General features: G+C 70.1%; 25 protein-coding genes. 17 read left to right on the forward strand and 8 right to left on the reverse strand.

Annotated features, from left to right (window positions below):
* Window positions 1-2 precede the first annotated feature (2 nt).
* Window positions 3-1,094 (reverse strand): DUF3866 family protein, encoded by a 1,092-nt coding sequence (locus ACWGSK_RS00930; protein WP_452454886.1) that lies wholly within the window; start codon window positions 1,092-1,094, stop codon window positions 3-5.
* Window positions 1,095-1,190: 96 nt separating this feature from the next.
* Between ACWGSK_RS00930 and ACWGSK_RS00935 the strand changes: the two genes are divergently transcribed.
* The 11 genes from ACWGSK_RS00935 to ACWGSK_RS00985 all read left to right on the forward strand — a co-directional run bounded on the left by ACWGSK_RS00935 (window position 1,191) and on the right by ACWGSK_RS00985 (window position 12,225).
* Window positions 1,191-3,236 carry a helix-turn-helix transcriptional regulator gene (locus tag ACWGSK_RS00935; protein ID WP_452454887.1) on the forward strand — a complete coding sequence of 682 codons (2,046 nt, stop codon included), beginning with the start codon at window positions 1,191-1,193 and terminating at the stop codon, window positions 3,234-3,236.
* 60 nt (window positions 3,237-3,296) lie between these two features.
* On the forward strand, window positions 3,297-3,482 hold the full coding sequence (locus ACWGSK_RS00940) for a hypothetical protein (protein WP_452454888.1): 186 nt from the start codon (window positions 3,297-3,299) through the stop codon (window positions 3,480-3,482).
* 66 nt (window positions 3,483-3,548) lie between these two features.
* The gene (tatA, locus tag ACWGSK_RS00945) at window positions 3,549-3,890 is read left to right on the forward strand and encodes a Sec-independent protein translocase subunit TatA (RefSeq protein WP_358511678.1); all 342 of its coding nucleotides are present in this window, start codon (window positions 3,549-3,551) and stop codon (window positions 3,888-3,890) included.
* 181 nt (window positions 3,891-4,071) lie between these two features.
* On the forward strand, window positions 4,072-4,911 hold the full coding sequence (gene tatC, locus ACWGSK_RS00950) for a twin-arginine translocase subunit TatC (RefSeq protein WP_452455179.1): 840 nt from the start codon (window positions 4,072-4,074) through the stop codon (window positions 4,909-4,911).
* Window positions 4,912-5,025: 114 nt separating this feature from the next.
* Window positions 5,026-5,451: a DUF397 domain-containing protein gene (locus ACWGSK_RS00955; RefSeq protein ID WP_358511680.1), complete on the forward strand. Its 426-nt coding sequence runs from the start codon at window positions 5,026-5,028 to the stop codon at window positions 5,449-5,451.
* A 95-nt stretch (window positions 5,452-5,546) separates the two neighbouring features.
* Window positions 5,547-6,443: a diacylglycerol/lipid kinase family protein gene (locus tag ACWGSK_RS00960; protein WP_358511683.1), complete on the forward strand. Its 897-nt coding sequence runs from the start codon at window positions 5,547-5,549 to the stop codon at window positions 6,441-6,443.
* A 12-nt stretch (window positions 6,444-6,455) separates the two neighbouring features.
* On the forward strand, window positions 6,456-9,302 hold the full coding sequence (locus ACWGSK_RS00965; RefSeq protein ID WP_358511686.1) for a DEAD/DEAH box helicase: 2,847 nt from the start codon (window positions 6,456-6,458) through the stop codon (window positions 9,300-9,302).
* Between the two features lie 223 nt (window positions 9,303-9,525).
* On the forward strand, window positions 9,526-9,930 hold the full coding sequence (panD, locus tag ACWGSK_RS00970) for an aspartate 1-decarboxylase (protein ID WP_452454889.1): 405 nt from the start codon (window positions 9,526-9,528) through the stop codon (window positions 9,928-9,930).
* Window positions 9,931-10,047: 117 nt separating this feature from the next.
* Complete coding sequence (locus ACWGSK_RS00975) at window positions 10,048-10,299, forward strand: hypothetical protein (protein ID WP_358511692.1); 252 nt, start codon at window positions 10,048-10,050, stop codon at window positions 10,297-10,299.
* Window positions 10,300-10,351: 52 nt separating this feature from the next.
* The gene (locus tag ACWGSK_RS00980) at window positions 10,352-11,599 is read left to right on the forward strand and encodes an MFS transporter (protein WP_452455180.1); all 1,248 of its coding nucleotides are present in this window, start codon (window positions 10,352-10,354) and stop codon (window positions 11,597-11,599) included.
* Between the two features lie 131 nt (window positions 11,600-11,730).
* On the forward strand, window positions 11,731-12,225 hold the full coding sequence (locus ACWGSK_RS00985; RefSeq protein ID WP_452454890.1) for a hypothetical protein: 495 nt from the start codon (window positions 11,731-11,733) through the stop codon (window positions 12,223-12,225).
* A 64-nt stretch (window positions 12,226-12,289) separates the two neighbouring features.
* Here the strand turns inward: ACWGSK_RS00985 and ACWGSK_RS00990 are convergent, their stop codons facing one another.
* Both ACWGSK_RS00990 and ACWGSK_RS00995 read right to left on the reverse strand, forming a co-directional pair.
* Complete coding sequence (locus tag ACWGSK_RS00990; protein ID WP_358512303.1) at window positions 12,290-13,150, reverse strand: (2Fe-2S)-binding protein; 861 nt, start codon at window positions 13,148-13,150, stop codon at window positions 12,290-12,292.
* A 181-nt stretch (window positions 13,151-13,331) separates the two neighbouring features.
* Window positions 13,332-14,117 carry a DUF2306 domain-containing protein gene (locus ACWGSK_RS00995; RefSeq protein ID WP_452454891.1) on the reverse strand — a complete coding sequence of 262 codons (786 nt, stop codon included), beginning with the start codon at window positions 14,115-14,117 and terminating at the stop codon, window positions 13,332-13,334.
* Window positions 14,118-14,316: 199 nt separating this feature from the next.
* Between ACWGSK_RS00995 and ACWGSK_RS01000 the strand changes: the two genes are divergently transcribed.
* Entirely contained in the window at window positions 14,317-15,117 is an 801-nt protein-coding gene (locus ACWGSK_RS01000; protein ID WP_452454892.1) for a TetR/AcrR family transcriptional regulator, read from the forward strand.
* Between the two features lie 49 nt (window positions 15,118-15,166).
* Here the strand turns inward: ACWGSK_RS01000 and ACWGSK_RS01005 are convergent, their stop codons facing one another.
* A complete protein-coding gene (locus ACWGSK_RS01005; RefSeq protein ID WP_452454893.1) occupies window positions 15,167-16,369 on the reverse strand; it encodes a JmjC domain-containing protein in 1,203 nt (400 codons plus the stop codon).
* A gap of 280 nt (window positions 16,370-16,649) precedes the next feature.
* Window positions 16,650-18,764 carry a prolyl oligopeptidase family serine peptidase gene (locus ACWGSK_RS01010; protein ID WP_452454894.1) on the reverse strand — a complete coding sequence of 705 codons (2,115 nt, stop codon included), beginning with the start codon at window positions 18,762-18,764 and terminating at the stop codon, window positions 16,650-16,652.
* Window positions 18,765-18,965: 201 nt separating this feature from the next.
* Between ACWGSK_RS01010 and ACWGSK_RS01015 the strand changes: the two genes are divergently transcribed.
* A complete protein-coding gene (locus ACWGSK_RS01015) occupies window positions 18,966-19,463 on the forward strand; it encodes a TspO/MBR family protein (RefSeq protein ID WP_358512318.1) in 498 nt (165 codons plus the stop codon).
* A 101-nt stretch (window positions 19,464-19,564) separates the two neighbouring features.
* On the opposite strand, the gene ACWGSK_RS01020 is transcribed toward ACWGSK_RS01015, so the two are convergent.
* Entirely contained in the window at window positions 19,565-20,785 is a 1,221-nt protein-coding gene (locus tag ACWGSK_RS01020) for an ABC transporter ATP-binding protein (protein ID WP_358512321.1), read from the reverse strand.
* A gap of 609 nt (window positions 20,786-21,394) precedes the next feature.
* On the opposite strand from ACWGSK_RS01020, the gene lnt reads away from it, so the two are divergent.
* The 3 genes from lnt to ACWGSK_RS01035 all read left to right on the forward strand — a co-directional run bounded on the left by lnt (window position 21,395) and on the right by ACWGSK_RS01035 (window position 24,202).
* Window positions 21,395-23,038, forward strand: a complete 1,644-nt coding sequence (lnt, locus tag ACWGSK_RS01025) for an apolipoprotein N-acyltransferase (RefSeq protein ID WP_358512323.1) — start codon at window positions 21,395-21,397, stop codon at window positions 23,036-23,038.
* 114 nt (window positions 23,039-23,152) lie between these two features.
* On the forward strand, window positions 23,153-23,734 hold the full coding sequence (locus tag ACWGSK_RS01030) for an FxsA family protein (protein ID WP_452454895.1): 582 nt from the start codon (window positions 23,153-23,155) through the stop codon (window positions 23,732-23,734).
* A 144-nt stretch (window positions 23,735-23,878) separates the two neighbouring features.
* The gene (locus ACWGSK_RS01035) at window positions 23,879-24,202 is read left to right on the forward strand and encodes a nuclear transport factor 2 family protein (RefSeq protein WP_358512329.1); all 324 of its coding nucleotides are present in this window, start codon (window positions 23,879-23,881) and stop codon (window positions 24,200-24,202) included.
* Between the two features lie 42 nt (window positions 24,203-24,244).
* On the opposite strand, the gene ACWGSK_RS01040 is transcribed toward ACWGSK_RS01035, so the two are convergent.
* Window positions 24,245-24,724 carry a nucleoside deaminase gene (locus ACWGSK_RS01040; protein WP_358512332.1) on the reverse strand — a complete coding sequence of 160 codons (480 nt, stop codon included), beginning with the start codon at window positions 24,722-24,724 and terminating at the stop codon, window positions 24,245-24,247.
* Between the two features lie 57 nt (window positions 24,725-24,781).
* Between ACWGSK_RS01040 and ACWGSK_RS01045 the strand changes: the two genes are divergently transcribed.
* Entirely contained in the window at window positions 24,782-25,090 is a 309-nt protein-coding gene (locus tag ACWGSK_RS01045; RefSeq protein WP_452454896.1) for a hypothetical protein, read from the forward strand.
* A gap of 44 nt (window positions 25,091-25,134) precedes the next feature.
* On the opposite strand, the gene ACWGSK_RS01050 is transcribed toward ACWGSK_RS01045, so the two are convergent.
* Window positions 25,135-25,707, reverse strand: coding sequence for an NUDIX domain-containing protein (locus tag ACWGSK_RS01050; RefSeq protein WP_452454897.1), 573 nt, complete (start codon window positions 25,705-25,707; stop codon window positions 25,135-25,137).
* Between the last annotated feature and the right edge of the window lie 56 nt (window positions 25,708-25,763).

Here is a 25,763-nt window from a genome sequence, read left to right on the forward strand (position 1 = left end):
GTTCAGGGGGCCAGGAGGGTGGCGGCGTACCGTCCGGCCGCCGCCGCGCTCAGGAAGGCGGCCGGGTCCTGTTCCAGGCCGCGCCCCATCGTCGACGGCCTCACCGGCGACGAGAGAAGTTCGCCCTCCAGTCCGGTCGTGGAGACCTCCACCAGTGTGTGCCGCTCGCCGAGGGGCCAGGCCTGGCCGCGTACCCTCTCCCCGAACTCTCCGGGAAGGACGGGTACGACCACGTCGGCGGGGGCCAGGGCGACCTTGCCGTAGGCCGTCAGACTGTGGTGGGAGACCCCGTGGTGACGGGGACGCGGGTCTGCCTCGCTGACCCGCAGGGCGGCCACGGGCAGGCCGCCCAGGGCGGCGACGGCGTTGACGGCCTCGCCGCAGGCCACACCCGAGAAGCCCCAGGGGGTTCCGGTGCCCAGGTTGCCCGGTCCCTGGCACACCACGGTGACGTCCGCTCCCAGGACGTGCCTGGCCGCCAGCAGGCCCGAGTGCACGGTGGCCGTCTCCAGGTCGCCGCCGAACGCCTGGCCGGTGGTCACACAGCCCGCCAGGAGGCCGTCCTCGCGTAGCGCGCCCAGGTTCTGAGAGAACATCGCCGGTAGCGCGCCGCCGTCCAGCATCACGTTGACGATCCGGGCGCGGGGACGTTCGGCGCGTACCCCCGCCAGCACGGCCGGTAGCGACGAGTGCAGGTCGGCGACCACCACCGGCATTCCGTCGACCCCCCGAGCGGTACGCAGGGTCTCGTGGTGGGGCGATCCCTGTTCGTCGGCGCCTTGGACGGTGGCCTGGAGCGGGGTGTAACGGGCCTTGACCAGGTGGCCGGGGCCCTCCCGATCGGCGGGTAGGCGGTCGGGCAGGGCCACCACCAGCGCGTACCCGCCGGTGCCCAGCCCAAGGTCGAGGGCACCGGTGTTGAGCAGCACCTCATCGCCCACGCGTGGTTCACCGACCAGATCGGTGTAGGCCAGGGCCTGGCAGGTGGACGGGGGAGCGGTGTCGGGACCGGTGGTCAGATCGACCGCGCACACGTGGACCCCGGTCCAGGAGGGCAGGAGCGAACGCACTTGGCCACGACGCCACCGGATCATGGTCGGCACGGTACCGTCAGTGCTGAACCGAAGGTGGGAGGACGCGCCCTCGCGGCCCCGCCCGGCGCATCATCCCAGGGTGAAGGAGTGGCGACGATGTCGCGCAGGAAGACCGAACGACAGCTCAACCTGGTCATCTGCCTGTTGTCCACCCGGCGCCACCTGACCGCCCAGGAGATCCGGGCGACCGTCCAGGGGTACGCGGAGGCCGAGACCGAGTCGGCGTTCAAGCGCATGTTCGAACGCGACAAGCGAGAACTGCGCGATAGCGGTATCCCGATCCAGGTGGGCACCGGTGACGCCTTCAGTGGCGAGGAGGGCTATCGGATCTCGCGGTCGGACTATGAGTTGTCCGAGATCGAGCTACGGCCGGACGAGGCGCTGGTGCTGGGTCTGGCGGCCCGTGCCTGGCGGCACGCCTCCCTGGGCGAGGCCGCCGCCAACGCCCTGTTCAAGCTCCGTTCGGCCGGGGTGCCGGTGGACGCGGAGGCCGCGCCCGGGCTGACCCCGACCATGCGCACCGACGAACCCGCCTTCGGGCCCGTTTGGCAGGCGATCCGCGACCGCCGGCCGGTGGTCTTCTCCTACCGCAGGCCCGGCCAGACCGAAGCGGTGCGTCGCGAGGTCGAACCGTGGGGCGTGGTCAACCAGGACGGCCACTGGTACGTGGTCGGTCACGACCGGCTGCGCGAGGCTCGCCGGGTCTTCCGACTCGGACGCATCCAGGGACAGGTGACGGTGGTGCGCACCGGTCCCGACGTCGAGGTGCCCGAGGGCGTGGACCTGCGTTCGGTGGTCTCCTCACAGCGGCCCGACCCCGACCACACCGCCACCGTGCGGGTGCTCGTCGACTCCGCGCACGCCCTGCGCCGCAGTGCCCTGCGCGTGGTCCCCGGTGAACGGGAGGCCGCCGGGCCGGTGTGGGACACCCTCACCCTGCCCTACACCGACACCGACACGTTGGTCGGTCGGGTGGCCGCACAGGGTGCCCGGGCCGAGGTCGTCGAGCCCGAGCAGGCCCGCGAGGCGTTGGCCGCCCACATGTCCGGGGTGATCCGCCGGGCCCGGGCCGAGGCCGAACCCGTGCGGGAGACCGAGGAGGAGGACGCCCCGGCCCGCGGCCCGCGCTCGGCGGACCAACTGCGTCGGTTGCTGATGTTGGTGCCCTACGCGCTGGGCCGCGACGTGCGTGTGCCGGAGGTGGCCCGCCACTTCGGTCTCAGCGAGAAGCAGGTGGTCCAGGACCTGAGCCTGCTGTGGATGTGCGGTCTGCCCGGCTACACCCCCGGCGACCTCATCGACGTGGACCTGGAGGCGGCCAAGGAGACCGGGGAGATCATCATCGCCAACGCCGACACCCTGGCCCAGCCGCTGCGCCTGACCGCGGACGAGGCCGCCAGCCTGGTCGTGGGCCTGTCGTTGTTGGAGGAGTTGCCCGAGGCCCAGGGCGTGGAGGACGGCGCGCTCAAGCGCGTGGGGGAGAAGCTGCGCGGGGCGGCCGGCAGCGCCGTGGGCGCGCTCGCCGACGCCGTCCAGGTGCGGGTGGAGATGGACGAGCAGGTGGCGCAGACCCACCGGCGCTGTTCCCAGGCCTTGGAGGCGGGCCAGCGCCTGCACCTGCGTTACCTGTCCGGATACCTGGACCAGGTCACCGAACGCGACGTGGATCCGATGGGCCTGGTGGTCCAGGACGGCAAGCCGTTCCTGGAGGGCTACTGCCACCTGCGTGAGGACGTGCGCCTGTTCCGGCTGGACCGGGTGCTGGAACTGACCGTGCTGCCCTACGCGGCCGAGGTGCCCGAGGGTGTGGGCCGCCGTGACCTGTCCAAGGGCGTGCTCCAGCGTTCCGAACGCGACGCCCTGGTCGTGTTGGACCTGGACTCGTCGGCGCGTTGGGTCACCGAGGACTACGCGTGCGAGTCGGTCACCGAATTGGCCGACGGCGGGGTGCGCGCCACGCTGCGGACCCCGGCGCTGGCGTGGGTGGCGCGACTGGTGTTGTCGTTGGGGTCACGGGGGCGCGTGGTGGCTCCCGAGGGTCTGGCGCGAGAAGTGCGCGCGGAGGCCGAACGGGCCTTGAATCTTTACCAGGCAGGGCAAACCTCCCCCGACCTGGTCGAGATCGATTCGTCCTCGGAGTGACGCCCACCCGTTCACAGGGGGTCGAGGTGTAGGTCTTCCGGAAAAGGATATGGTGAGTTCGTGATCGCCCTCGCTGTCCTTTTCGGCCTGGTTCTGGTCGGTGTGCTCGTCGTCGGATCCCTTCTGGTGAAGGTCCGACGCGAGGCCGTCGTGCTGTCCGAAAAGGTGACACGGGCGGCGGGCGGGTACCAGGCGAGCAGCGCTGACCTGCGTGAGCGTGTCCGACGTGAGGGGTCACGGCGATGATGACCGAAGGCTCGGACGCGCGTACCATCGAAGGCGCTTGGTCGCGCCCCACAGAGAGGTAGAACCATGGGACCGTTCAACGGACCTACCATCGCCATCCTGGTGATCCTTGCCATCTTGCTGTTCGGAGCCAAGAAGCTCCCGGACCTGGCCCGTTCCCTGGGACGTAGTGCCCGCATCCTCAAGGCCGAGAGCAAGGGCCTGGCCGACGAGGAGAACAACGAGGAACAGGAACAGGCCGACGGTCAGGACGGTCGACAGGCACAGCAGGGCCAGGGCCAGGCCCAGACCTCTCGTGCCGACGCCGCCCCGCAGCAGAACCAGCAGCAGGGCTACCCGCAGCTTCCTCCCGGCCAGCGCATCGTCAACGAGTCCGGCGAACCCAGCAACCAGACCTACAACCAGTAGAGTCGCCGGTTCCACCTGTTCGGGGTCGCGCGCGGCCACGGCCCGAACCGGTCGGCGCGGTGCCCTTGGGGCACCGCGCCCCGCGTCTGTATCAGGGGAGTCCGCGGTGCGCGGACCCGGATGAGAAGAGAGTGACCCCACGATGAGGTCCCGAAGCAGAGCGGTCAACCCGGAGGCCCGGATGCCGCTCATGGACCACCTGCGCGAACTACGCAACAGGTTGGCCAAGGTACTGCTCATCCTGTGTCTGGGCGCGGTGCTCGGCTTCGTCTTCTATGACCAGATCTGGGACTTCCTCACCAAGCCGTACTGTTCCCTGCCCGCCTCACAGGTGGTCGAGGGCGGCGGCTGTTCCCTCATCGTGACCGGCCCCTTCGACGCCTTCTTCGTGGCCTTCAAGATCTGGCTGTTCGTCGGCGCGCTGGCCACGGCCCCACTGTGGCTCTACCAGCTGTGGGCGTTCGTGGCCCCCGCCCTGCACGGCAGCGAGAAGAAGTACGCCTACATCTTCGCCCCGTTGGCCGGCGCGCTGTTCGTCGCCGGCGCCGCCCTGGCCTACATGATCACCGCGCTGGCCCTGCAGATGCTCTTCGGGTTCCTGCCCGAGGACGCCGACCCCTACCTGACCATCGGTGAGTACCTCGACTACATGCTCATCATGATGGGCATGTTCGGCCTCGGCTTCGTCATGCCGTTGCTGGTGGTGCTGCTCAACATCGTCGGCATACTGTCCCACGAGGCCATCGCCAAGTGGCGTCGGGTCATCATCTTCAGCTCGTTCCTGGTCGCCGCGGTCGTCACGCCGGCCGAGCCCATCTCCATGCTGGCGCTGGCCGTTCCGCTGGTGGTCCTGTTCGAGATCGCCGAGTTGTTCTGCTTCTTCAACGATCGTCGTCGCAAGCGCCGGGACCCCACCTCGGAGTTGGGCGACGACGAGATCTCCGATCTGGACGATCAGCCCTCCGACCTGGACGAACTCGAGGACTCCGACTCGGGCAAGGGTTCGGGCAAGGGCGACTGAGCGGTCGTCGCGAAGCGGGTGTGGGAGGGTCTCCCACACGCTAGGGTTCGGGGCGGGACGACTTCCTCGTCGTCCCTGCACACCGAATCGGACGCGGGAAGCCGGGAAGTGTTGATGAGCGAGCAGACCGAGGCCAAGCGGGATCTCCCACCCGAGGCCATGGGGAACGAGAAGTGGCACGACACCACCGACGCGGTGTGGTTGCGCTCCTCCCTGTCGAACCCGGACTCCGAGGCGATCGTGGAGGTCGCCGAGTTCGACGACGGGTTCCGCGCCGTCCGTGACGGGAAGTCGCCACAGAAGGGCACCTTGTTCTTCACCCCCGCCGAGTGGGAGGCCTTCGTACTGGGGGCCCGCGATGGCGAGTTCGACATCCCCGAGGAGTACCTCTCCGAGGAGGAGGTCGAGATCCAGCGCGGGCAGGGTCAGGCGGAGGCCACCTGGGTGCCCTCCCCGCTGCTGACCCCCAAGGCGCTGGAGGAGTACCATCGCCGCCAACGTGAGGAAGCCGCCCAGGGGTCCACGACCGAGGACGCCTGAACCGGCCCGCAGGCCCGGGCGTTGAGGGTGTGCGGGAACCTCACCGACCCGCACGCCCTCGAATCCCCGCACCGTGGGTAGTTAAGGACCCGGTCATGTCCCCTCACATCGCACTTCTGGTCAACCCGGCCTCCGGTCGTCGTCGCTCCGCCGTTCTCGCGGTGCGGCTCAAGGAGGCCCTGCGCGCGTCCGGCGCCCGCGTGCACGTCTACACGGGCCGCTCGGCCGCCGACAGCAGGCGTCTGGCCCGGTTGGCCGTCTCCGATCGCCCCGACGCGTTGGTGGCGGTGGGCGGTGACGGTCTGGTCCACCAGGCCCTGCAGGGGGTGGTGGGCAGTGGTGTGCCACTGGCGGTGGTCCCCGCGGGCACCGGCAACGACATCGCCCGCGCCTTCGGTACCGGCCGCGCCACCGCACGCGGGATGGCCCAGGCGATCCTGGCCGGACGCACCCGTCCCAGCGACGTGGTCCGCCTGACCCTGGCGGATGGGACCCGGCGCTACTACCTGAGCGTCCTGGCCTGTGGTTTCGACGCCCGGGTCAACGAGCGGGTGAACAACTTCCGGTTCGGGGTGGGCCGCCTCGGCTACCTGATCGGTATCGTCGCCGAGCTGCGCACCTTCCGTCCCATCGACTTCGAGATCGACATCGACGGTCGCACCATCGCCGAACCCGGGATGCTCGTCGCGGTCGGCAACACCGACTCCTACGGTGGTGGCCTGAAGGTGTGCGCGGGGGCCGAACCCGACGATGGACTACTCGACGTGGTCCTCATGCGCGAGGGGTCCAAGGGCCGTTTCATCCGACAGTTCCCCCGGGTGTTCAACGGAAGCCACATGGAGCTGGACGAGGTGCGCCTCGAACGCGGGGCGAGCGTCACCATCCGTGGTGACGCCGGGGCGGCCTACGCCGACGGTGAACGCATGGGCGCGCCGACACTGAAGTGCGAAGTGGTGCCGAAAGCGGTCGAGATGTTGGACCCGACCTCATAGGCTGAGAGGTCTATGAGTAGTCACGCTGAGCGGTACGCCGCCTTCCGTCGGCGGCAGGGCGCGTCCAGCGCCGCCATCGAGGCCTTCCAGGCTCTCTACGGCTTCGAGTTCGACCCCTTCCAGATCAAGGCCTGTAAGGCGCTGGAGAACGGCCATGGGGTGCTGGTCGCCGCTCCCACCGGTTCGGGCAAGACGGTGGTCGGAGAGTACGCCGTGCACCGCGCCCTCGCGGAGGGCACCAAGTGCTTCTACACCACCCCCATCAAGGCCCTGTCCAACCAGAAGTACAACGACCTGGTCAAGCGCTACGGCAACGAGCAGGTCGGGTTGCTGACCGGGGACAACAGCGTCAACGGTGAGGCACCGGTGGTGGTGATGACCACCGAGGTGCTGCGCAACATGCTGTATGAGTCCTCATCCACCCTGGGCGGGCTCGCGTACGTGGTCATGGACGAGGTGCACTACCTCGCCGACCGCTTCCGCGGCGCGGTCTGGGAGGAGGTGATCATCCACCTGCCCGAGTCGGTGCGCATGGTCGCACTGTCCGCCACGGTCAGCAACGCCGAGGAGTTCGGCGAGTGGCTCCAGCAGGTGCGCGGCGACACCACCGTCATCGTCGACGAGAAGCGTCCCGTGCCGCTGTGGCAGCACATGATGGTCGGCAAGCGTCTGCACGACCTGTTCGTCGACACCGAGGTGGAGTCCACCGGATCCGATGAGGACGAGCGGGGCGGTGGCGGACGTTCCAAGCGCAAGCGCGAACGCCGACGCTCCCAGCACGAGCGGCCCCGCGAGATCAAGGTGGGCGGGCAGACCCTGCACATCAACCCGTTCCTGACCCGGGCCGCGGAGGACGACGCGCGCACCACCCAACTGGCCGACCGTCGCCGCCACCCGCAGTCGCGGGCCCGGGGCAACATCCGCCCGCGCACCCGGTTCGCGCCGCCCAGCAGACCCATGATCATCGAGGAGTTGGACGCCCAGGGGCTGTTGCCGGCCATCGACTTCGTCTTCAGCCGGGCGGGGTGCGACGACGCCGTCCGGCAGTGTGTGGCCTCGGGGTTGGTCCTGACCACGCCCGAGGAGGCCGACCACATCCGCGAGTACGCCGAGTCGCGCTGCGCCGACATCCCGCGCGCCGACCTGACCGTGCTCGGCTTCGAGGGCTGGCTGCGCGCCCTGGAATCGGGTGTGGCCGCCCACCACGCGGGCATGCTGCCCACCTTCAAGGAGGTCGTGGAGCACCTGTTCTCCCAGGGTCTGATCCGCGCGGTGTTCGCCACCGAGACCCTGGCTTTGGGCATCAACATGCCCGCGCGCAGCGTGGTCATCGAAAAGCTCGACAAGTGGAACGGTGAGACGCACGCGATGCTCACCCCGGGTGAGTACACGCAGCTCACCGGGCGGGCCGGGCGTCGTGGCATCGACGTGGAGGGGCACGCGGTCGTGGTCTGGCAGGCCGGGACCGACCCCGAGACCGTCGCGGGGTTGGCGGGCACGCGCACCTACCCGCTCAATTCGAGCTTCCAGCCCTCCTACAACATGGCGGTGAACCTGGTCGGGCAGGTGGGTCGCCAACGCAGCCGCAACATGCTGGAGGCCTCCTTCGCCCAGTTCCAGGCCGATCGTGCCGTGGTGGGTCTGGTCAAGAAGCTGCGCAAGCACGAGGAGGCCTTGGAGGGGTACGCCAAGGCCGCCGAGTGCCACCTGGGCGACTTCATGGAGTACGCCTCGCTGCGTCGGGCGTTGAGCGACCGTGAGTCCATGTTGGCCAAGAACCGGTCCTCGCGCCGCCGTGAGGAGGCCCTGGAGAGCCTGGAGATGCTCCGGCCCGGTGACATCATCCGTATCCCCTCGGGGCGCTACTCCGGGCACGCCGTGGTGCTGGACCCCGGCCTGAGGCACGACCTTCCGGCGCCCCTGGTGCTGACCGTGGACAAGCAGGTCAAGCGGATCAACTCCAGTGACTTCCCGATTCCGGTCAAGGCCTCCGGGCGCATGCGTATCCCCAAGTCGTTCTCCGCGCGGTCTCCGCGTTCGCGCCAGGACCTGGCCTCCACGCTGCGCAACAAGCTCAAGGAGCAGGGCACCGAGCCCACCTATGAGCGTGGCGGCAGCCGGGGTGATCGGGAGGACGCCGAGGTCAAGCGGTTGCGCGCGCAATTGCGAGAACACCCCTGCCACGGGTGCGCGGAACGCGAGGACCACGCCCGGTGGGCCGAACGCCACATGCGCACCGAGAAGGACGCCGAGGCGCTGCGCCGGCGTGTGGAGGGGCGATCGCACGTCATCTCCCGCACCTTCGACCGGGTGTGCGGGGTACTGGAGGACCTGGACTACCTGTCGGGCGACGAGATCTCCGACGACGGGGGGCGGCTGGCCAAGATCTACTCCGATCTGGACCTGCTGGTGGCCGAGTGCCTGCGCCGCGGGTTGTGGGACGACCTCGACCCGGAGGAGTTGGCCGCCTGTGCCGCCGCCCTGGTCTATGAGGCGCGCCGCAACGACGACCCCTACCCGCGTCTGCCCGAGGGGCGGGTGGAGGAGACCCTGGACGAGATGGTGCGGCTGTGGGGTGACCTCAACGAGGTGGAGTCCCGGCACCGGGTGTCGTTCCTGCGTCGACCCGACCTGGGTTTCGTGTGGACCGCCCATCGGTGGGCTCGCGGGGACCGGCTCGACGCCATCCTGCGCGGGTCCGACATGACGGCGGGCGACTTCGTGCGCACCGCCAAGATGCTGGTGGACATGCTCGGGCAGATCTCCGCCGCCTCCGGTGACCCCGGGTTGCGCTCCAACGCGCGCAAGGCCACCGACCTGGTGCGGCGCGGTGTGGTGGCCTACTCCTCGCTCAACTGATCGAGGGGCCACGACACGTGATGACCGCCATGGCCGGGTTCCCGACGGGGAGCCCGGCCACGCCCGGCCCAAGAAGTGGAACATCGTTCACGAACCGGATGTTGGTGCTCGTAGTGGTGCCCCGGTGGACGAAGCGGTGCACGGGGGCGTCATCATGGGAGGGCACGGGACCCCGCGAGGGGCCTGTAGTTTTCGCGAGAAACCCTGAAACGAGGCTTGAGCTGTGCTGCGCACCCTCATGAACGGCAAGATCCACCGGGCCACGGTCACCCAGGCCGACCTGCACTACGTGGGTTCGATCACCATCGACGCCGACCTGATGGAGGCCGCCGACATCGTCGACGGCGAGCAGGTGCACATCGTCGACATCGACAACGGAAACCGCCTGGTCACCTACGCCCTGGTGGGCGAGCGCGGCAGCGGCGTGATCGGGATCAACGGCGCGGCCGCCCACCTGGTGAACCCGGGCGACCTCGTCATCATCATCGGCTACGCCCAGGTCGACGAGAAGGAGCGCGCCGAGCACGTCCAGCACATCGTGCACGTGGACGGCGACAACAAGATCGTCGCGCTGGGCAACGACCCGGCCGAGCCGGTCCCCGGTAGCGACCAGGTCGCCGGTCGCTGACCTCCCAACGCCCGTGCTCGACACGGGTGTCCCGTGACCGGGTGATGGCAACCCCCTCGGGATGGCCGATTCCGGCCGGATCGGTGTGTCCCGGTCTCGGGTATGCCCTGTGGCGGCATGGATGAGCGGGACGAGGATCGGCGCCTGGTCGCCGAACACATCGAGTGGCAGAAGCAGGGTGCGTGGGTCGTCGTTTGGGGCGTCTACACCCGCCGCTTCTGGGCGTTCGCGTGTTGGCCGGTCATCCCGGAGGGCGGTGTGGTGATCGACGCCGAGGAGCCCGACCGCCTGTACGCGGAGATGCGCTACGTCGAACGCGAGCACGATTTCCTCCGCTGGCGCTACGGCCGCGCCCACCCGGTGCGATGAGGGCTACGATTCGTCCATTAACGGGATGAATCGGGGAGTTTGCCACGTGTCCATGGAAACCACTCGGGGGGCGTCGGAGCGCGCCCGGATCCAGCGGCGTACGGTCCTGGTCCTCATGGCGGCACAGGTCGTCGGTGGCATCGGCATGGGTGCCATGCTCGCGGTGGGTGCGCTCATCGCCTTGGACCTGAGCGGTTCGGATACCTGGTCGGGGATGGCGACGACCATGATCACCCTGGGCGCGGCCGTGTTCGCGTTGCCGTTGGCGGGTACCGCCGCGCGGCGAGGGCGTCGCCCGGGGTTGACGCTGGGTTGGCTGCTGGGTGCCCTGGGCGGGTTCGTGGTCATCGGTGCCACGGTGTGGAGCGTGTTCCCGCTGTTCCTGGCGGGGATGATGTTGGTCGGTGCGGGTACGGCCACCAACCTGCAGTCCCGGCACGCCGCCGCGGATCTGGCCACCGAACGTACGCGCGGCCGTGATCTGTCGGTCGTGGTGTGGGCGACCACCGTGGGCGCGGTGGTGGGCCCCAATCTCATCGGGCCGACCGGAGGCCTGGCCCGGGCGCTGGGGTTGAGCGAACTCCTGGGCCCGGTGCTGCTCACCACGATGGGTTTCCTGGGCGGCGCCGCGCTCATCGCGGTGTTGCTGCGCCCCGACCCGCTGCGGATGGCCACCGCCGACCACGCGGTCAACGGTGCGAAGTCCCCCTCCCCGACCATGGTCGCGGGGGTGCGGGCGATCGGTCGCAGCCCCTCGGCGCTGTTGGCCGTGGTGGGGATCGTGGCCGGGCACGCCGTGATGGTCGGCGTCATGACGATGACCCCGGTCCACATGAGCCATCACGGGTCCGCGCTCACCGTCGTGGGACTCACGATCTCCCTGCACATCGCCGGCATGTACGCGCTCTCACCGGTCGTGGGCTGGCTCTCCGACCGGTTCGGTCGGGTCCCGGTGATGTTGGTGGGGCAGGGGGTGCTGTTGGTGTCCGCCGTGATCTCGGGTACGGCCGGGCACGACGAGGTTCAGGTGACCATCGGCCTGGTGCTGTTGGGGTTGGGCTGGTCTGGATCGCTGGTGGCGGGCAGCGCGTTGTTGGCCGAGTCGCTCTCGGCGGAGATCCGTCCCCCGGCGCAGGGCTTCAGCGACCTGGTGATGAACCTGGGCGGGGCGGGCGCCGGCGCCCTGTCCGGGGTGGTGTTGTCGGTGGCCGGTTTCGGTGGGCTCAACCTGTTCGCCGCCCTGTTCACGCTCCCCGTGTTCGTCCTCGCGATCCGTGCGCGGGCGACCGGCCGTGGGTGAGACACCCGGACCTTTACCGGAAACACCCCGCGAACCTCCCCGTCCCGCGCCCGCGCCCGGTTAATCTGCGGATTCGGGGCGCCCACCGTCGATGGGTGGGCCGACCTTCGTTGGACGAAGGGGTGTTCTCAGTGAGTGAGCGGGAGCCCGGGGACGGGCCGGGACAGGGGCCGGAGCGGGATCCGGTGAACCACCGTCCGCCGGAGGAATGGCGGCCGGGAGACCCGATGGGGGACGGTGATGGGCCACCGGGGGAGCCGCCGCGCCGGACACCACCGGGGTCCGGTACCGAAGGGTCCGGCGAGCCGGGGGAGTTGTCCCAGGGGCCCAGCGGCCCCGAGTGGGCCGGACCCGAACAGGCCGGCTACGCCCCCGGCTATGGCGATTACCCCAGTGGCCCGGTCGACTACGGCAACGCCGGTGGTTACGTCCCCGGGACCGGGCCGCCACCGGTCCGGCCGACACCTTGGGGCAGGATCCTGGGAATCGGCTGTGGCGTGCTGCTCCTGTTGCTCCTGCTCCTGGGCGGATGCGCGTCGGTGCTGCTCTTCAGCGCGGCGGCCGACGATTCGACGGCCCCCGCCCCGGACGGTGTCGGCCCGGTGGAGGCCGCCCCGTTCCTTTGAGCCGGGAACGTGAAGCGCCCGTCCCCCCGAAGGGCGGGGACGGGCCGCGGTCACGAAGGTCCGATCAGGGCGCCAGCGCGGGGTCGCGCAGCCACTCCGACAGGTCCTCCTTCCGTTCGCTGTCGCACTTGAGCGGACACGTCGTGCAGTAGCCGTGTTCGGGGTCGCCCTTGTAGTCGAAGCAGCAGGTGCCTCGTACCGCCCAGGTGCCGCGGGGGTGACCCGGGGCGAAGGGGAACAGGCGGGGCCGCTTGCGGGTGATGGCGCCGGCCTCGATCACCGCGTCGCCCAGCCGGGTGGCCAGGTCCCAGGCCTGTTCGGCGTCCCGTCCCAGGTAGCGCGCCGGGTTGAGCATGTAGAAGTGCAGGGTGTCCATGACCCAGCCCCACAGGGTGCGTTTGCCCGCCCGGGAGTGCTCCTGCAGGGCGTCGATGAGCGGTTCGAGGGTGGCGAACAGCGCCTCGGCGGTCAGCCGCAGCTGTTCGTCCTCGTCGCGGGCGACCACGGTGGTGGGGTGGTCGGCGGCAGGGTCGTCGGGCAGGACCACCATGTGGGTGTCGACCACGATCGGGGTGCGAAAGCGGGCCTCGGCGGTGTCCCACGGCAGACGTAGCGTGTCCGGGTCGAGCAGGGGCGCGCGACCGGTCAGGTACAGCGAGGACGCCACCAGGAAGAGGGGCTCGCGCAGGGTGACCCGGAGGAAGTTGGTGGCGGCGGGCAGCCGGTGTCCGGGCCCGTGTTCGGTACGCAACTTGTCGAACAGCACGGGCAGCCAACCCTCGGCGGCCATCGACGTGACGCTGTGGCACTGGGTGCCGTCGAACGGCCGCCGCTGGAGGGTCTCGAAGTCGACGATCTCGGGCAGCGGCGCGAACTTGAGCCGTGTACTGACGGCGCGGATCGCGTTGAGCGGATCTTGGGTCACCGCGGAACCTGCCCTTCGTCGCAAGATGAAAGCCGAAGTCTCGTCCGGGGGAAGCCGTGGTCGCAGCTACCACCGGGGCCGGGTACATCTGCGCCTATGAAGTGAGGCTACCCTAACGAAAGTCGCGGTAGCAATCCTCGGCGACCCGAGTTTGCCCAAAGGTGGGACCAGAGTTCCCAGTTCAGGGGCCGGGTGGGTGGTTCCGGCCGCCGGGGCGGACGAGATCGGCTCGCGGTGTCGGGCCGCGCTCGCGCCGAGGACGGCGGCGGTACTTGAGCCACCACTCCACGAAGAGCAGCGGCAGGACCCACGATAGGAAGCCCGACGCCGTGCCCACGTCCAGCCCCAAGGCGTCGAGGTCCCCGCCATAGACCGTTTCCAGACGCGGCGACATGATCATCATCAAGACGATGAGGAGCACGCGGTTGAACGCGATGCCGTAGATGAGGGCGAAGCTGCGCAGCATCCACTCGCGGTGTTCGGCGAAACGCCGTCGTCGAGCCATGACATAGCCCAGGAGTGTGAAGGTCAGCCACAACACCGCCCACACGGTGTTGCCGATCTGGGCGCTTCCGCCGGTGCCGCTGAACGGCGCGATGAGCAGCGCCGGAATCCCGACCAGGGGGACCCCCGACCAGACGTACACCCGCCCGCTCCAGCGGTGCACGGCCGGATGACGGGTGCGCAGCCATGGCCACACCTGGAGGATCACCAGCAGCGTCAGCAGCGTTCCGCCGAAGATGTGGGTGAGGAGCATCGGGAAGTACCAGGAGGGGCTCTCCGGTAAGGGAAGTCGTGAGTCGGCCGGGTCCAGGCTCAGGTAGGGCGGAACGGAGTAGAGCAGGAACGTGACGCTGAACAGGGCCAACGGCAGGATCCAGGGCCGGCGCCACCACGGAGCGGGTGACGCGGGCGGGCGTCGCCGGGATGGCGGTGTGGTCGTGCGGGTCGATGGGGTGGGTGCCATCGTCGGGTCTCCTTGGGATGTTCGGGTGCTCGCGGGGTCCGCGGGCGAGAATCCGGTCGAGAGCATGGTGACGGGGAACGCCAAGGGGTTTTGGGCTCATGGCGTGCGCTCCCTGAACTGTGTATGCCGCATACTGATAAGTGTATTCAATACACAGTTCTAGGATGGTGTCAACGACGAACCCGACGACTGGTGGCCCATGACGACAGAGGACGCGCCCAAAAGCCGGATGGCGCGGGACGTGGAACTGCTCTGGGGGCTGGACTCCCCACCTCGAAGGCGCGGCCCCAAACCCAGGCTCAGCCGAGAGGTCGTGATCCGCGCGGCCCTCGACGTCGCCGACGCCGAGGGCATCGAGGCCGTCTCCATGCAGCGCGTGTCCAAGGAATTGGGTTACACGACGATGTCGCTGTACCGGCACGTGGACAGCAAGGAGGACCTGCTCGTCCTGATGCTCGACACCGCGATGGAAGGGGATCCCCCCGAGCCCCGCGCCGACGGTGACTGGCGTGCCGGACTGGAGGAGTGGTGCCACAGCGTCCTGGAGCTCTACCGTCACCGCTCCTGGGTGGTGCGGGTCGCCTTCTCCGGACCACCCGGCGGCCCCAACGGTCTGCGCTGGATGGAGGCGGGGCTACGCGAACTGGTGGGCTCGGGCCTGGACGTGGGGGAGGCGGTCCAGATGCTCATGCTGCTCTCGGCGGCACTGCGCGAGAACGTGCGGCTGGAGACCGAAATGGCCGATGCCGCGCGAACCACGGGCAACACCCTGACCGAGGTCGAACGCGACTACAGCCGGGGCCTGCGCAGGGTGGTCACCGAGGAGGAGTTCCCCACCATCGCCCTCATGCTCCATGAACAGGTGCTGGAGCCACAGCCCACGGCCCAGGCCACCGAAAGGGCGGGGGAGCCCACCCACGAACTGGACTTCGGAATCCGACGGGTACTCGACGGCATCGAGTTCTACGTGCGCGCCCGCGGCACCACCGGCGGAGCCTGACAGGGCCGGGGTGCGGCACCCGCACGCGGATGCCACACCCCGGCCGCCCTCAACGCACCAGAACCAGGTGGTGGCGGACCAACGCGGCCACCACCCGGCCACACGAACCCACCTCCACACCCGCCGCCGCGGCCAGCTCCGCCACGGTCAGCTCACGGTGTTCGGCGAGCGTCTCCAGCACCGGTTCGGTGACCGCCGGCAGCCGGTACCGCTTGCCCGCGACAGTGAGGGCGACCTTGTCACCCTCACGTTCCATCGGCGGTGGCAGGATCGGCACGAACCCCACCCGTGCCTTCGGGCCGGGCACCACGTCCTCCACCGGCCAGGGCAGCGAGAACGACGTCCTGCGTGGGAAGCGCGCGTCCCGTTCGGCCAGGAAGGCGTCCAGGTCCGCCTCCTCCGCCAGCTCCGTCAGCCGGGCCGTCAGCTCGTGCCGGTGCTTTCGGCGCGTTTCCGGGTCGGCGAAGCGCGGCAGGTCGCGCCGGAACGGCTCCTCCTCGAAGAGCCGGCGCACCAACGCCTCCGCCCAGTCGATCCCGGTCGCCCGGGTGAACCCGAAGGTCAGATGCATGCTCATCTCACCGTTGCCGGTCACCGTGTGCCACCACCCGCGCGGGACGTGGAGCACCTGCCCCGGTCGCAGTACGCCCTCCCACACCTGGTGCGGTAGCCCCTCGGCGTCGCGCGGCGGGGTGTGGGTGTGGTCGGTGTCGTTCTTCATCGGGAACGGCCGGGTGCCCGGGCCGTGCACCTGCCAGTGCTTGGAGCCCGCCAGCTGCACGATCATCGTGTCGTGGTCGTCCCAGTGGGTGTCGAACCCGCGCGAGTCGCCCCAGATCAGGTACAGGTTGGCCTGCGCGCGTTCGCGTACCAGCCGCATCAGGTCGTCGGCGGCCGCGCCCACCGCCGGATGCATTCGGTCCACTCCGTCCAGAACCAGGCTGGAACCGCCCCGCAGCTCCTTGTACAACGCCTCCGGGCGCACGATCCGGCGGGCCTCGCGTGAGGCGGTGCCGGTCTCGGTGTAGCGGTCCAACGGAACCGGGGAGCCCTCCCGGTGCAGCCGCAACCGCGGCGGCTCGGGCGCGCACGCGGCCAGCACGTGGTTGAGGTCCTCCAGGGTGAACAGCGAACGTACGGCGTCCTCGCCCAGGTCGGCGAAGACGAACTCCTCGGACAGGCGGGTGGTCAGGGCGTCGCGGCCCACGACGTCGCACAGGGCTTGGCTGAACAGGCGGCCGGGCTCGGTCACGGCGGTCCTTTCGACGGGAGGGGAGACGATTCTGGGCGCGCGGACACCAAGGGCGAGCGGGGGACCCGCCCGGCCCGGCTGGAAGAGTAGGCCGGGCCGGGCGGACCTGATCAGATGAAGTCGGAGCTGGAGTCGGTACCGTCATTGTCGCCGCCCGCGGTGATGTCGCGGGAGGTCACCTCCGCCAGGTCCTCGACCTCGACCTCGATGGGGTCCATACCGCACCTCGCTTTCTGTGGAAGTGTTCGATTCCTCTTGACCAGGGCCGTCCCGGTGCCTCTCAGCAGCCGGTCAGCCCCGTCCGGTGCGCCGCGAACGCGTGGGCGTCCGCGGCCAGCGCTATGGCCCTGCCGACCGAGCGTGGACCGTGTCCCACGTCGCGCTCGTATCGCAGCAGGGCGGGTGGACGCCCTTGTTCGTACCGACCCGTGGCGAGTAGCGCCGCGCACATCTTGCGCGGGTGGGCGGCGTCGGTCCGGGTGTCCCCGGCGAACCCGGTGAGCAGCACGGCGGGGTGGCCCAGCCCCGGGGTGCGGCGCGCGCTCTCCAGGGCCCGGTGGTAGGGGGAGTAGGACATGAGGGCGGCGAAGTCTTCGGGGTCGGTCGCGCTGCCGAACTCGCGCGTCCACATCCGGCCCAGCCCCATGCGTTCGAAGCGGGCCATGTCGGCGAGCGGGGCCGAGGCGATCACCGCCGCGCACAGGTCGGGTCTGGCGGTGGTCGCGGCGAGCACGAGCAGCCCTCCGGCGGATCCGCCCGACAGGCACAACTGGTCCCGGGCGCACCACCGGGTCTCGACCAGGTGGTCGGCGGCGGCCACCAGGTCCTGGACCGCCCGTGGTTTGTTACGGCCCGACCCGTCCAGGTGCCAGCTTCGTCCGGCGTCACCGCCGCCGCGCACGTGGGCCACCGCGTAGCGGCCACCGCTGAGCAGCCAGGCCAACACGGTGGCGCCGAACCCGAACTGGCGGGGACGGCCGAACCCCCCGTAGGCGTGCAGCAGCAGCGGACGCCGCCCGGAGCCGTCGGAGGCGTCGAAGACGGTGACCGGAACCCGGGTGCCGTCCTGGGATCGGCACCACACCACGGTGCGCTCCACTCTCGGGGAGGGCGCCGCCCGACCGGTGCCGGGCGGCCAGGGGACGGGCACGCGTTCGCCCGGCGCCAACCGCAGCACCCGCTGCTGGGTGGACACGTCCGCGTAGCCCAGGTACACCGAGCCGTCGGGGGAGGGAACGGGGGTGGACACCATGCCCTCCCCGGGCGGCTCCACCCGATACCGCAGCGCCCCGGAGACCGCGTCGTGCGCGGTGACCTCGCTGATCCCCAACCGGGTGCGTACCACCAGCACGGCCGGGTCCGCGCCGTCGACGCCCGGCTGGGGACAGAACGCGTCCAGGGTCGCACCGGGGTCCTCGGCGACCACCTCGTGCCAGTGCTCGGGTAGGGGGCGCTCCGGGTCGACCACGCAGACACGGCGCCTGGGAGCGCCCAGGGTGGTGCGCAGGTACAGCAGCCCGTCGGGGCCCGCGCGCACCTCGGTCTCGGCCTCGTGCCCCACCTGGAGGGGGCGCAGGTCGGGTCGGCGCGGGGACCCGGCGGTCAGGTCGGCCAACCACAGGTCGGTGCGATGCCCGGTCCCGTGGCTCTCGGTCACCAGCAGCCAACGCCCGTCCAGCACCTTCACCCCCGGGACGGTTCCCGGCCCGGTGCAGGCGTGCACCAGGGTCTCCGTGCCGTCGCTCACCCGGCGCAGCCACACCCCGCGCACGCCCTGGGCACCGTCGCGGCGGACGTAGAAGAAGGAGCGCTCGTCCGCCGGTAGCCACGCCACGTGCGAGTAGCGCACGCGGGGCACGACCGGACCCACGGGGGTGCCGTCGGCCACCCGGACCACGCGCAGCCGGCCGTGCTCCACCCCGCCGGTGGAGGTCTGCAGGGCGACCAACGTGCCGTCGGGACCGGGCTCCCAGGCGTCCAGGGTGGTGCGCCCGGTCGGGTCCTCCGCGCAGGGGTCGTAGACGGTGCGCGGGGTGACGGGGGCGGAAGGGTCGGAGGTCTGGTCGGAGGGGTCGGGCAGGACCACCAACCTCGGGTGCTCGCCTCCGGACGGACGCAGCGTGGCGAACACCGCCCCGGGGCGGTGCGTCGGAACGCTCCACAGGTCGGTGGCGACCAGCTCTCGGATCCGGTCGGCCAGGCGTTCGCGCAGGGGCCAGCCCACGGCCTCGCGCTCGTACTCGCGGGCGCGCTCCTCCAACCAACGGAGTGTTTCCGGGCTGTCCGCGGACTCCAACCACCGATAGGGGTCGGGGACGGGACGACCATGCAGGGTGTCCACGACCGACGCCGGATCGGGGGCGAGGGCGGCTCCGGGGGTTCGGTTACGCACCATCACATGTTTCAAGCGGGCCGACACGACGGTCAAGCACCAGATACCTGACCCCCGGGTGGTCGGATTGTCACCCAAGAGGAAGGTTTGTCGTCGGGGCCTGCTCGAACCACCCCTCCGAGGAGCGGTCGAGTGGGTAGGACTCTGGAGAAGTCCACTGGAGAACGATCGAGGAAGTCCGCCCCCCGCTTCGGGAAGGAACCCATGGAGCGCAGGACCACGTCGGAACCCACCACTGTCGGAAGTGTGGTGGGAGCCCTCTGTTTCGCCGCCGCCGTGCTGGCCACCGCGCTGGTCGGAAGCACCGCGGCCACCGGATCCGGTGCCGTCTACGCCGGTCTGGAGCTGCCGGCCTGGGCCCCGCCCTCATGGTTGTTCGGTCCGGTCTGGACCGCGCTCTACGTCGTGATCGCCGTCGCGGGCTGGCTGGTGTGGCGGGCGGCCGGCGCCGACGGCTCGGCGCTCTTCCTCACCCTGTTCGCGGTCCAACTGCTGTTGAACGCCGCCTGGACCCCGCTGTTCTTCGGGTTCGGACTGATCGACCTGGCGCTGGTCGACATCTCGATGCTCGCGGTGGCGGTGGCCCTGACGACCTGGGCGGCCCGGCGACACAGCCGGGTGGCGATGTGGTTGCTCGTCCCCTACCTGGCGTGGGTCCTGTTCGCCACCGCGCTCACCCTGGCGATCCGGCTGCTGAACTAGAAGCCGGAACGGGTGTGGCCGGCGCCCCGGGGGATCGGGGCGCCGGCCACGACTCGTGTCTTGGATGCCGGTGGGCGTGCCGCTCACCGGTACCGGCGGTCTCAGACGTTGTCGGGGTGCCCGATGGCCAGACCACTGACCTCGTCGAAGAAGTGCAGCTGGCTGACGTCGACCGACAGGCTGATGGTGACGCCCGGCCTGACGTTGCTGCGCGGGCTCACACGGGCGGTGAACTGCGTACGGTTGTCATTCAGGGGCAGGGCGGCCTCGGCGCTCTCCTCGTCGTCGCCGGCGGCGTCCTTGGCCAGGGCGGTGGCGTCCTCGTGGCGCACCGGAGGGGCGTCGACCCCGAAGATCACGTTGATCTCGGTGCCCAGCTCCTCCGTGACGTTGGCGGTGACCTCCAGACGCGGGGCGTCGTTGCCGTCGAACTCGGCGTCGGAGAAGTCGGAGGGGCGGATGCCCAGGATCAGCGACCGGCCCAGGTAGTCCTTCAGGCCCGGTCGCGCGTCCAGGATCGAGTCGGGGACGGGCAGCTCGTGGTCGGCGAAGGCCAGCACGGCGCGGTCGCCGTCGCGCTTGAACTCGGCGTTGACGAAGTTCATCGAGGGGGAACCGATGAAGCCGGCCACGAACAGGTTGACGGGGGAGTCGAACAGGCGCTTGGGCGTGTCGACCTGCTGGAGTCGGCCGTCGCGCAGCACCGCGACCCGGTCGCCGAGGGTCATCGCCTCGACCTGGTCGTGGGTGACGTACACGGTGGTGACGCCGAGACGCTCGTGGAGCTGGTTGAGGGAGGCGCGCATCTGCACGCGCAGCTTCGCGTCCAGGTTGGACAGCGGCTCGTCCATGAGGAAGGCGCGCGGCTCGCGCACGATGGCGCGACCCATGGCCACACGCTGGCGCTGACCACCGGAGAGGGCGCCCGGCTTGCGCTTGAGGTAGGGCTCCAGACCGAGCATCTCGGCGGCGTCGCCGACGCGGCGGGCGATCTCGGACTTGGCGACCTTGCGCAGCTTCAGACCGAAGGCGAGGTTCTGCTCGACGGTCATGTGCGGGTAGAGCGCGTAGTTCTGGAAGACCATCGCGATGTCGCGGTCCTTCGGCGGACGGTCGTTGACGATCTCGTCACCGATGACCAGGGTGCCGGCGGAGATCTCCTCCAGGCCGGCGATCATGCGCAGCGCCGTGGACTTACCGCAGCCGGAGGGGCCGACGAGCACCATGAACTCGCCGTCCTCGATCCGAAGGTTCAGGTCGTCGACGGCCTTGACGTCGCCGCCGTAGATCTTGTCGATGCCTTCGAGGACGATCTCCGCCATGGCACTCTCCTGCTCGGTGTGGCATATCCAATGGTGAGGGGATCACGTGGCCGGTGATCCCCGCGCCGACCTGATGTTCGAAATTGATCGAATCAGGTCGTTTCGCTGATCACATCAGACAGGATCCTGATCGGAATGTCCATAGGAAGTGTTATTTCGATCTGATTGCGGTCATGTGCAAACCATCGGTGACCGGCTGGCGTGTCGGCCCCAGGTGCGTTAGCCTGTCCGACGGTTCATCACTGATTCCCCCTCCCGTCACTCGAAACGGCGACCACGACACGGTCTCCAGATTGAGACAACAGGTCGGGGACTCTGGGTAACCTAACGACCAGTCCAGCACTGGACGGACCGGTTGTGCGGCCCCCACTCGTCCGATTGGACGCTGCACCACGCGCCAGGTGCGGTTGGGATCGGGTGAGGGGCGGTGTACCGCGACCGGGCGGGGGGTTGGACCCGGAAAAGGCCCGAACATCCAGTAGACAACGGTCTTCCGAGCTCGCCGCCGACGGGACGGAGCCGGTCCGAAGGGTGGCTCGGGCCTTTTCCGCGTCCCCCCAATATGCTGACCGCAGACCCTCAACGGCCAGCGGAAAGCGAGCACCCCACGTGGTTGCCGAGCACACGGGGTCGGGTACCGCCCCGACCCCCGAGAGATCCTCAGCGGACGCCACGGCTCCGGAGACGAGGACGGAGGCGACCACATGGTCCCCCCTGTCCCCGGGGTACCGGTGGGGTCGCCTCGACCCGTTCTGGCGGGCCCTGGTCGCGGTGGGTTCCGGTCTGGCCCAACTCCTGGCGCTTCCGCCCTACGGGTTGTGGTGGCTCGGACCGCTCAGCGCCGCCCTGCTCCTGCTCGCCGTCGGTGGCACGCGACCCCGTCGCGCCGCCTGGCTGGGCCTCCTGGCCGGCGCCACCCTCATGGTCCCACTGGTGAGCTGGCAGGACATCTTCGGCGTCGACGTGTGGCTCGCCATCGCCGCCGCCGAGACCGTCTACTTCCTCCCCATGGCCATGGGACTGGCCGTCGTCACCCGTCTGCCCTACTGGCCGCTGTGGACCGCCGCCCTGTGGGTGGCCCAAGAGGCGGTACGGGCACGCTGGCCCCTCGGAGGCTTCCCCTGGGGCAAACTCGCCTTCGCCCAGCCCGACACCCCCTTCGTCGGCTACGCGGCCCTGGGATCCTCGTCCCTGGTGACCTTCGCCGTGGCCCTCACCGGCGCCATGCTGGTGTGGACCGTCCTGCGCGCCGTGGCGGCCCGCGGCCGCGCCCGTGTCCTGCTGCCCGCCGTGGGTCTGGCCACGAGCGCGGCGATCGTCCTGGGTGGTCTGGTGGCCCCCGCGATCAGCCGCCCCGCCCCCGCCGACACCGTCACCGTCGGCATGGTCCAGGGCAACGTGCCCAACGTCGGTGAGATGTCCATCCTGGGTGAGCGCATGCAGGTGCTGCGCAACCACGCCGACGGCGTCCACGAACTAGCCGAGGCCGTCCGAGCCGGGGAGTACCCCGAACCCGACCTGGTCGTGCTGCCGGAGAACGCCAGCGACATCGACCCCTTCCGCGACCAGGAGGCCGACGAGATCATCGACGCGGCCGCCGCCGACGTCGATGCCCCCCTGCTGTGGGGCATGAGCCGCTTCAACGACGACGGCACCCGCTACGTGCAGAGCGTGGTGTGGGACGAGGAGACCGGGCCGGGCGAGCACTACGACAAGCGCTACCTCGTCCCGTTCGGCGAGTACGTCCCCTACCGTGATTTCTTCACGCGGTTCGTCGCCCGGCTGGAGCAGGTGAGCTCCGACGCCGTCCCCGGCACCGAGCCCGGCGCCCTGGACATCGGTGGCACGACCCTGGCCGTGGGGATCTGCTTCGACGTGGCCTTCGATCCGCCCGTACGCGAGTCCGTGGCCGCCGGTGGCCAGATCATCGTGATCCCCACCAACAACGCCAACTACAACTTCACCGGCCAGTCCGACCAGCAGTTGGCCATCACCCAATTGCGCGCCGTCGAACACGGCCGAAACGCGGTGGTCGTCTCCACCAGCGGCATCAGCGCCGTGGTCGCGCCGGACGGCACCGTGGACTACCGCTCACCGGAGGCCGAACCCGACTTCCACGTCGCCGAGCTCACCGCCATGGACGGGCCCACCGTCGCCACCCGTGTCGGTGCCGTCCCCGAGGCGCTCATCTCAGCCCTGGGCCTGGGCGCCGTCATCGCCGCAGCGGTGATCGCCCGTCGTGCCCGTCCCTGAACGCCTCCTCGAAGATGAGGACACCCGATCCGGGGAACCATTCACCCCGAGGGGACGTTCTTCTGGACAGGGAGACGAACGATCCCGGACCACGACCCTGAGGATGGTTTCGCGATGCCGCTGCTGATGGTGCTGGCGTTGATGGCACTGCCGTTCGTCGAAGTCTGGCTGATGATCGTCGTCGGCGGTTGGATCGGGGTTCCGTGGACCCTGGCCGCGCTGGTCTCGCTGATGATCCTGGGCATGGCCGTGCTGCGCCACACCGGCCGCGCCTTCCGCGAGGTCGTGCAACAGGCCGACGAGGCCATGCGCACCGGCGAGCAGCCGCGCAAGGGCCTGCTCGATCCCCTCATGCTCATGGCCGGTGGAATCCTGCTGGTCATCCCGGGCTTCCTCACCGCGGCGGCGGGCGTGCTGATGGTCACCCCGATCACCCGACCCGCGCTGCGCTGGGCGTTCGCCGGGTGGGCGAACCGTCGGATGGCGAAGATGCAGGAACGGGTGGCGGAGGAGTTCACCGCCCGAGGGGTCGGCGTCCCCGGTCAGAGTGGTCCCTTCGGCCCGGGGTTCACCCCGGGCGGCCCGTCGGCGGGGCCAACTGCGGGAGCCTCGGGAGGGGCCGGCCCGAGCGCCGACCGCCCGACCCGGGGTGGTCGCGTCATCCAGGGCCGTTTCGAACCCGACGACGAGACCTGAGCCCGTCCCACGAACCATCGGGGCCCGCCGTGGAACCTTCCACGGCGGGCCCCGTCAATTCGTTCTTTGCCCTCCCTTGACACCGGACCGCACCGGAAACGGGAAGCCTTCCCGAGAAGCCACGACAGGGAGGAACCCACGATCATGAGCACGAGCATCCCCGAACCGGTGGGCACGTTCTTCGACCGGGTCAACACCCAGGACCAGGGGGCCCTGGACCTGTTCGCCGACGACGCCGTGGTGGACGACTGGGGGCGGGAGTTCAACGGGCGCGAGGAGATCAGGACCTGGAGCGACCAGGAGTTCATCGGATCCCAGGGCGTACTGACCGTGGAGTCGGTGGTGGGCACCCCCGACGGGATCCAGGTCGTCGGAGACTGGCGTTCCGACCACGCCAACGGAACCAGCGCGTTCACCTTCGAGGTGGACGGTGGCACGATCACCCGCATGACCATCCGCGAAGGTTGACCGGCCCGCTCGGGCCGGGGGCGTCCTCTGCCCCGGCCCGGGTCAGACCCGGCCGTGGAAGCGGGCCTGCAGGGTGCGGACCCGGTCGGCCAGGGGCTCCACGGGGCCGTCGACGGGTACGCCCGGGGCCACCTCGGTCACCGACAGCGGGCGAACCGGGCCGGCGGGCACGGCCCACTCCATCAGCCACCCCGTCAACTGGGCGGACGAACTCGCGTACACGATCCGCCCCAGCCCCACCCAGGCGTGCGCGGCCGAACACATCGGGCAGTGCTCCCCGGAGGTGTACACCGTCGCCGAAGCGCGCTCCTCGGGGGTCAGGTTCTGTGCCGCCCACCGGGCGATCGCGAACTCCGGGTGTCGCGTGTGGTCACCACCGGCGACGTGGTTGTGGTCCTCGAACACCACCTCGCCGGCGGCCGACACCAGGACCGACCCGAAGGGTTCGTCGCCCTTGTCCAGCGCCTCGGCGGCCAGCTCCACCGCACGCTCCAGATACCGCAGATCGGTCTCGTTCACCATGTACGCCCCCGGAAAACGTCGTTGTCGGTGGGTCCCGCGCGAAGCCAGGTCGCTCGCATGGACATCAGCATCCGACCGTACAGCCCCGACGACCGAGAGGCCGTCGTGACCCTCTCCCCGCGGGCCTGGGAACCCGTCCACGCCTCCCTGGCCCAAGTCCTGGGGGACACGCCCTACGGCGGGCTCGTCGGCGACCGGCGCACCACACAGAGCCGGGACGTGCGGGCCGACCTGGACGCCGGGGAAGTCGGTGTGTGTGGCCGTGGTCGAGGACGAGGTCGCCGGGTTCGCCACCGTCGAACTCGACCGACAGGAGAGGGCCGGGGAGGTCCGCTGCCCGTCGTCCGCTACTTCAAGAACCTCTGAACGCGGTCGGCGGCCACCCGCCGGTGGCCGCCCGGGCCTTGGGATCAGACTCCGGCGGTCGCCCGGTCGGTGGCCAGGGCCTGCGAGATCTTCGCCGCCAGACGGGCCGAGGGCACGTCGGTGTGCGGACGCCAGGCCAGGTCGCCGAAGGTTCCCGAACCGGCCGGGATCATCGCGGCCGTCGCCCGGTACAGGTACAGGAAGGTGGGGCCTCGGTGCTCGGACCCCTCCGAGGCGGGGGAGTCGCGCACCGGTCCCGGTCCCAGGTCGAGCGGCAGGTCGCCGGAGGCCTCCTCCACCTGTCCCGCGACCGGCCCCGCCACCTCGGCCAACCGGGCCCGCGCGGCCTCGCGCAGGGACGCGTCGGTCTCGACGACGGGGCCGCCCGGCAACATCCACCGACCACGGTCCCGGTCCCGCACCATCAGCACCCGCCAGCACGGGTCCAAGACCACGGCTCCCGTGGTCACGTGTTCGACCCCCCACCCTTGGGGCGATTCCGGCCCATGGCCCTCGGCCAGGGCCCGGACCAGGGGAGCGGCCGTGTCGGCCTCCTTGGGGAAACGCTCCAGGTAGTCGCTCACCACGGCGCGGATATGCGTGTTCGGGATGCTCAAAGTCGCTCCAGTCCTTGCATGCACAGGGCGTGACCAGCATCGCCGCTAGAGAAGTG

It is taken from the genome of Nocardiopsis sp. NPDC055551 (assembly GCF_053619415.1).

Bases quoted from the DNA above. Each gene is read 5' to 3' on its own strand.
- ACWGSK_RS00930 (WP_452454886.1), bottom strand. From the start codon at position 1,094: ATGATCCGGTGGCGTCGTGGCCAAGTGCGTTCGCTCCTGCCCTCCTGG.
- ACWGSK_RS00935 (WP_452454887.1), top strand. From the start codon at position 1,191: ATGTCGCGCAGGAAGACCGAACGACAGCTCAACCTGGTCATCTGCCTG.
- tatA (WP_358511678.1), top strand. From the start codon at position 3,549: ATGGGACCGTTCAACGGACCTACCATCGCCATCCTGGTGATCCTTGCC.
- tatC (WP_452455179.1), top strand. From the start codon at position 4,072: ATGCCGCTCATGGACCACCTGCGCGAACTACGCAACAGGTTGGCCAAG.
- ACWGSK_RS00955 (WP_358511680.1), top strand. From the start codon at position 5,026: ATGAGCGAGCAGACCGAGGCCAAGCGGGATCTCCCACCCGAGGCCATG.
- ACWGSK_RS00960 (WP_358511683.1), top strand. From the start codon at position 5,547: ATGTCCCCTCACATCGCACTTCTGGTCAACCCGGCCTCCGGTCGTCGT.
- ACWGSK_RS00965 (WP_358511686.1), top strand. From the start codon at position 6,456: ATGAGTAGTCACGCTGAGCGGTACGCCGCCTTCCGTCGGCGGCAGGGC.
- ACWGSK_RS00975 (WP_358511692.1), top strand. From the start codon at position 10,048: ATGGATGAGCGGGACGAGGATCGGCGCCTGGTCGCCGAACACATCGAG.
- ACWGSK_RS00980 (WP_452455180.1), top strand. From the start codon at position 10,352: ATGGAAACCACTCGGGGGGCGTCGGAGCGCGCCCGGATCCAGCGGCGT.
- ACWGSK_RS00995 (WP_452454891.1), bottom strand. From the start codon at position 14,117: ATGGCACCCACCCCATCGACCCGCACGACCACACCGCCATCCCGGCGA.
- ACWGSK_RS01000 (WP_452454892.1), top strand. From the start codon at position 14,317: ATGACGACAGAGGACGCGCCCAAAAGCCGGATGGCGCGGGACGTGGAA.
- ACWGSK_RS01010 (WP_452454894.1), bottom strand. From the start codon at position 18,764: ATGGTGCGTAACCGAACCCCCGGAGCCGCCCTCGCCCCCGATCCGGCG.
- ACWGSK_RS01015 (WP_358512318.1), top strand. From the start codon at position 18,966: ATGGAGCGCAGGACCACGTCGGAACCCACCACTGTCGGAAGTGTGGTG.
- ACWGSK_RS01020 (WP_358512321.1), bottom strand. From the start codon at position 20,785: ATGGCGGAGATCGTCCTCGAAGGCATCGACAAGATCTACGGCGGCGAC.
- ACWGSK_RS01030 (WP_452454895.1), top strand. From the start codon at position 23,153: ATGCCGCTGCTGATGGTGCTGGCGTTGATGGCACTGCCGTTCGTCGAA.
- ACWGSK_RS01035 (WP_358512329.1), top strand. From the start codon at position 23,879: ATGAGCACGAGCATCCCCGAACCGGTGGGCACGTTCTTCGACCGGGTC.
- ACWGSK_RS01040 (WP_358512332.1), bottom strand. From the start codon at position 24,724: ATGGTGAACGAGACCGATCTGCGGTATCTGGAGCGTGCGGTGGAGCTG.
- ACWGSK_RS01045 (WP_452454896.1), top strand. From the start codon at position 24,782: ATGGACATCAGCATCCGACCGTACAGCCCCGACGACCGAGAGGCCGTC.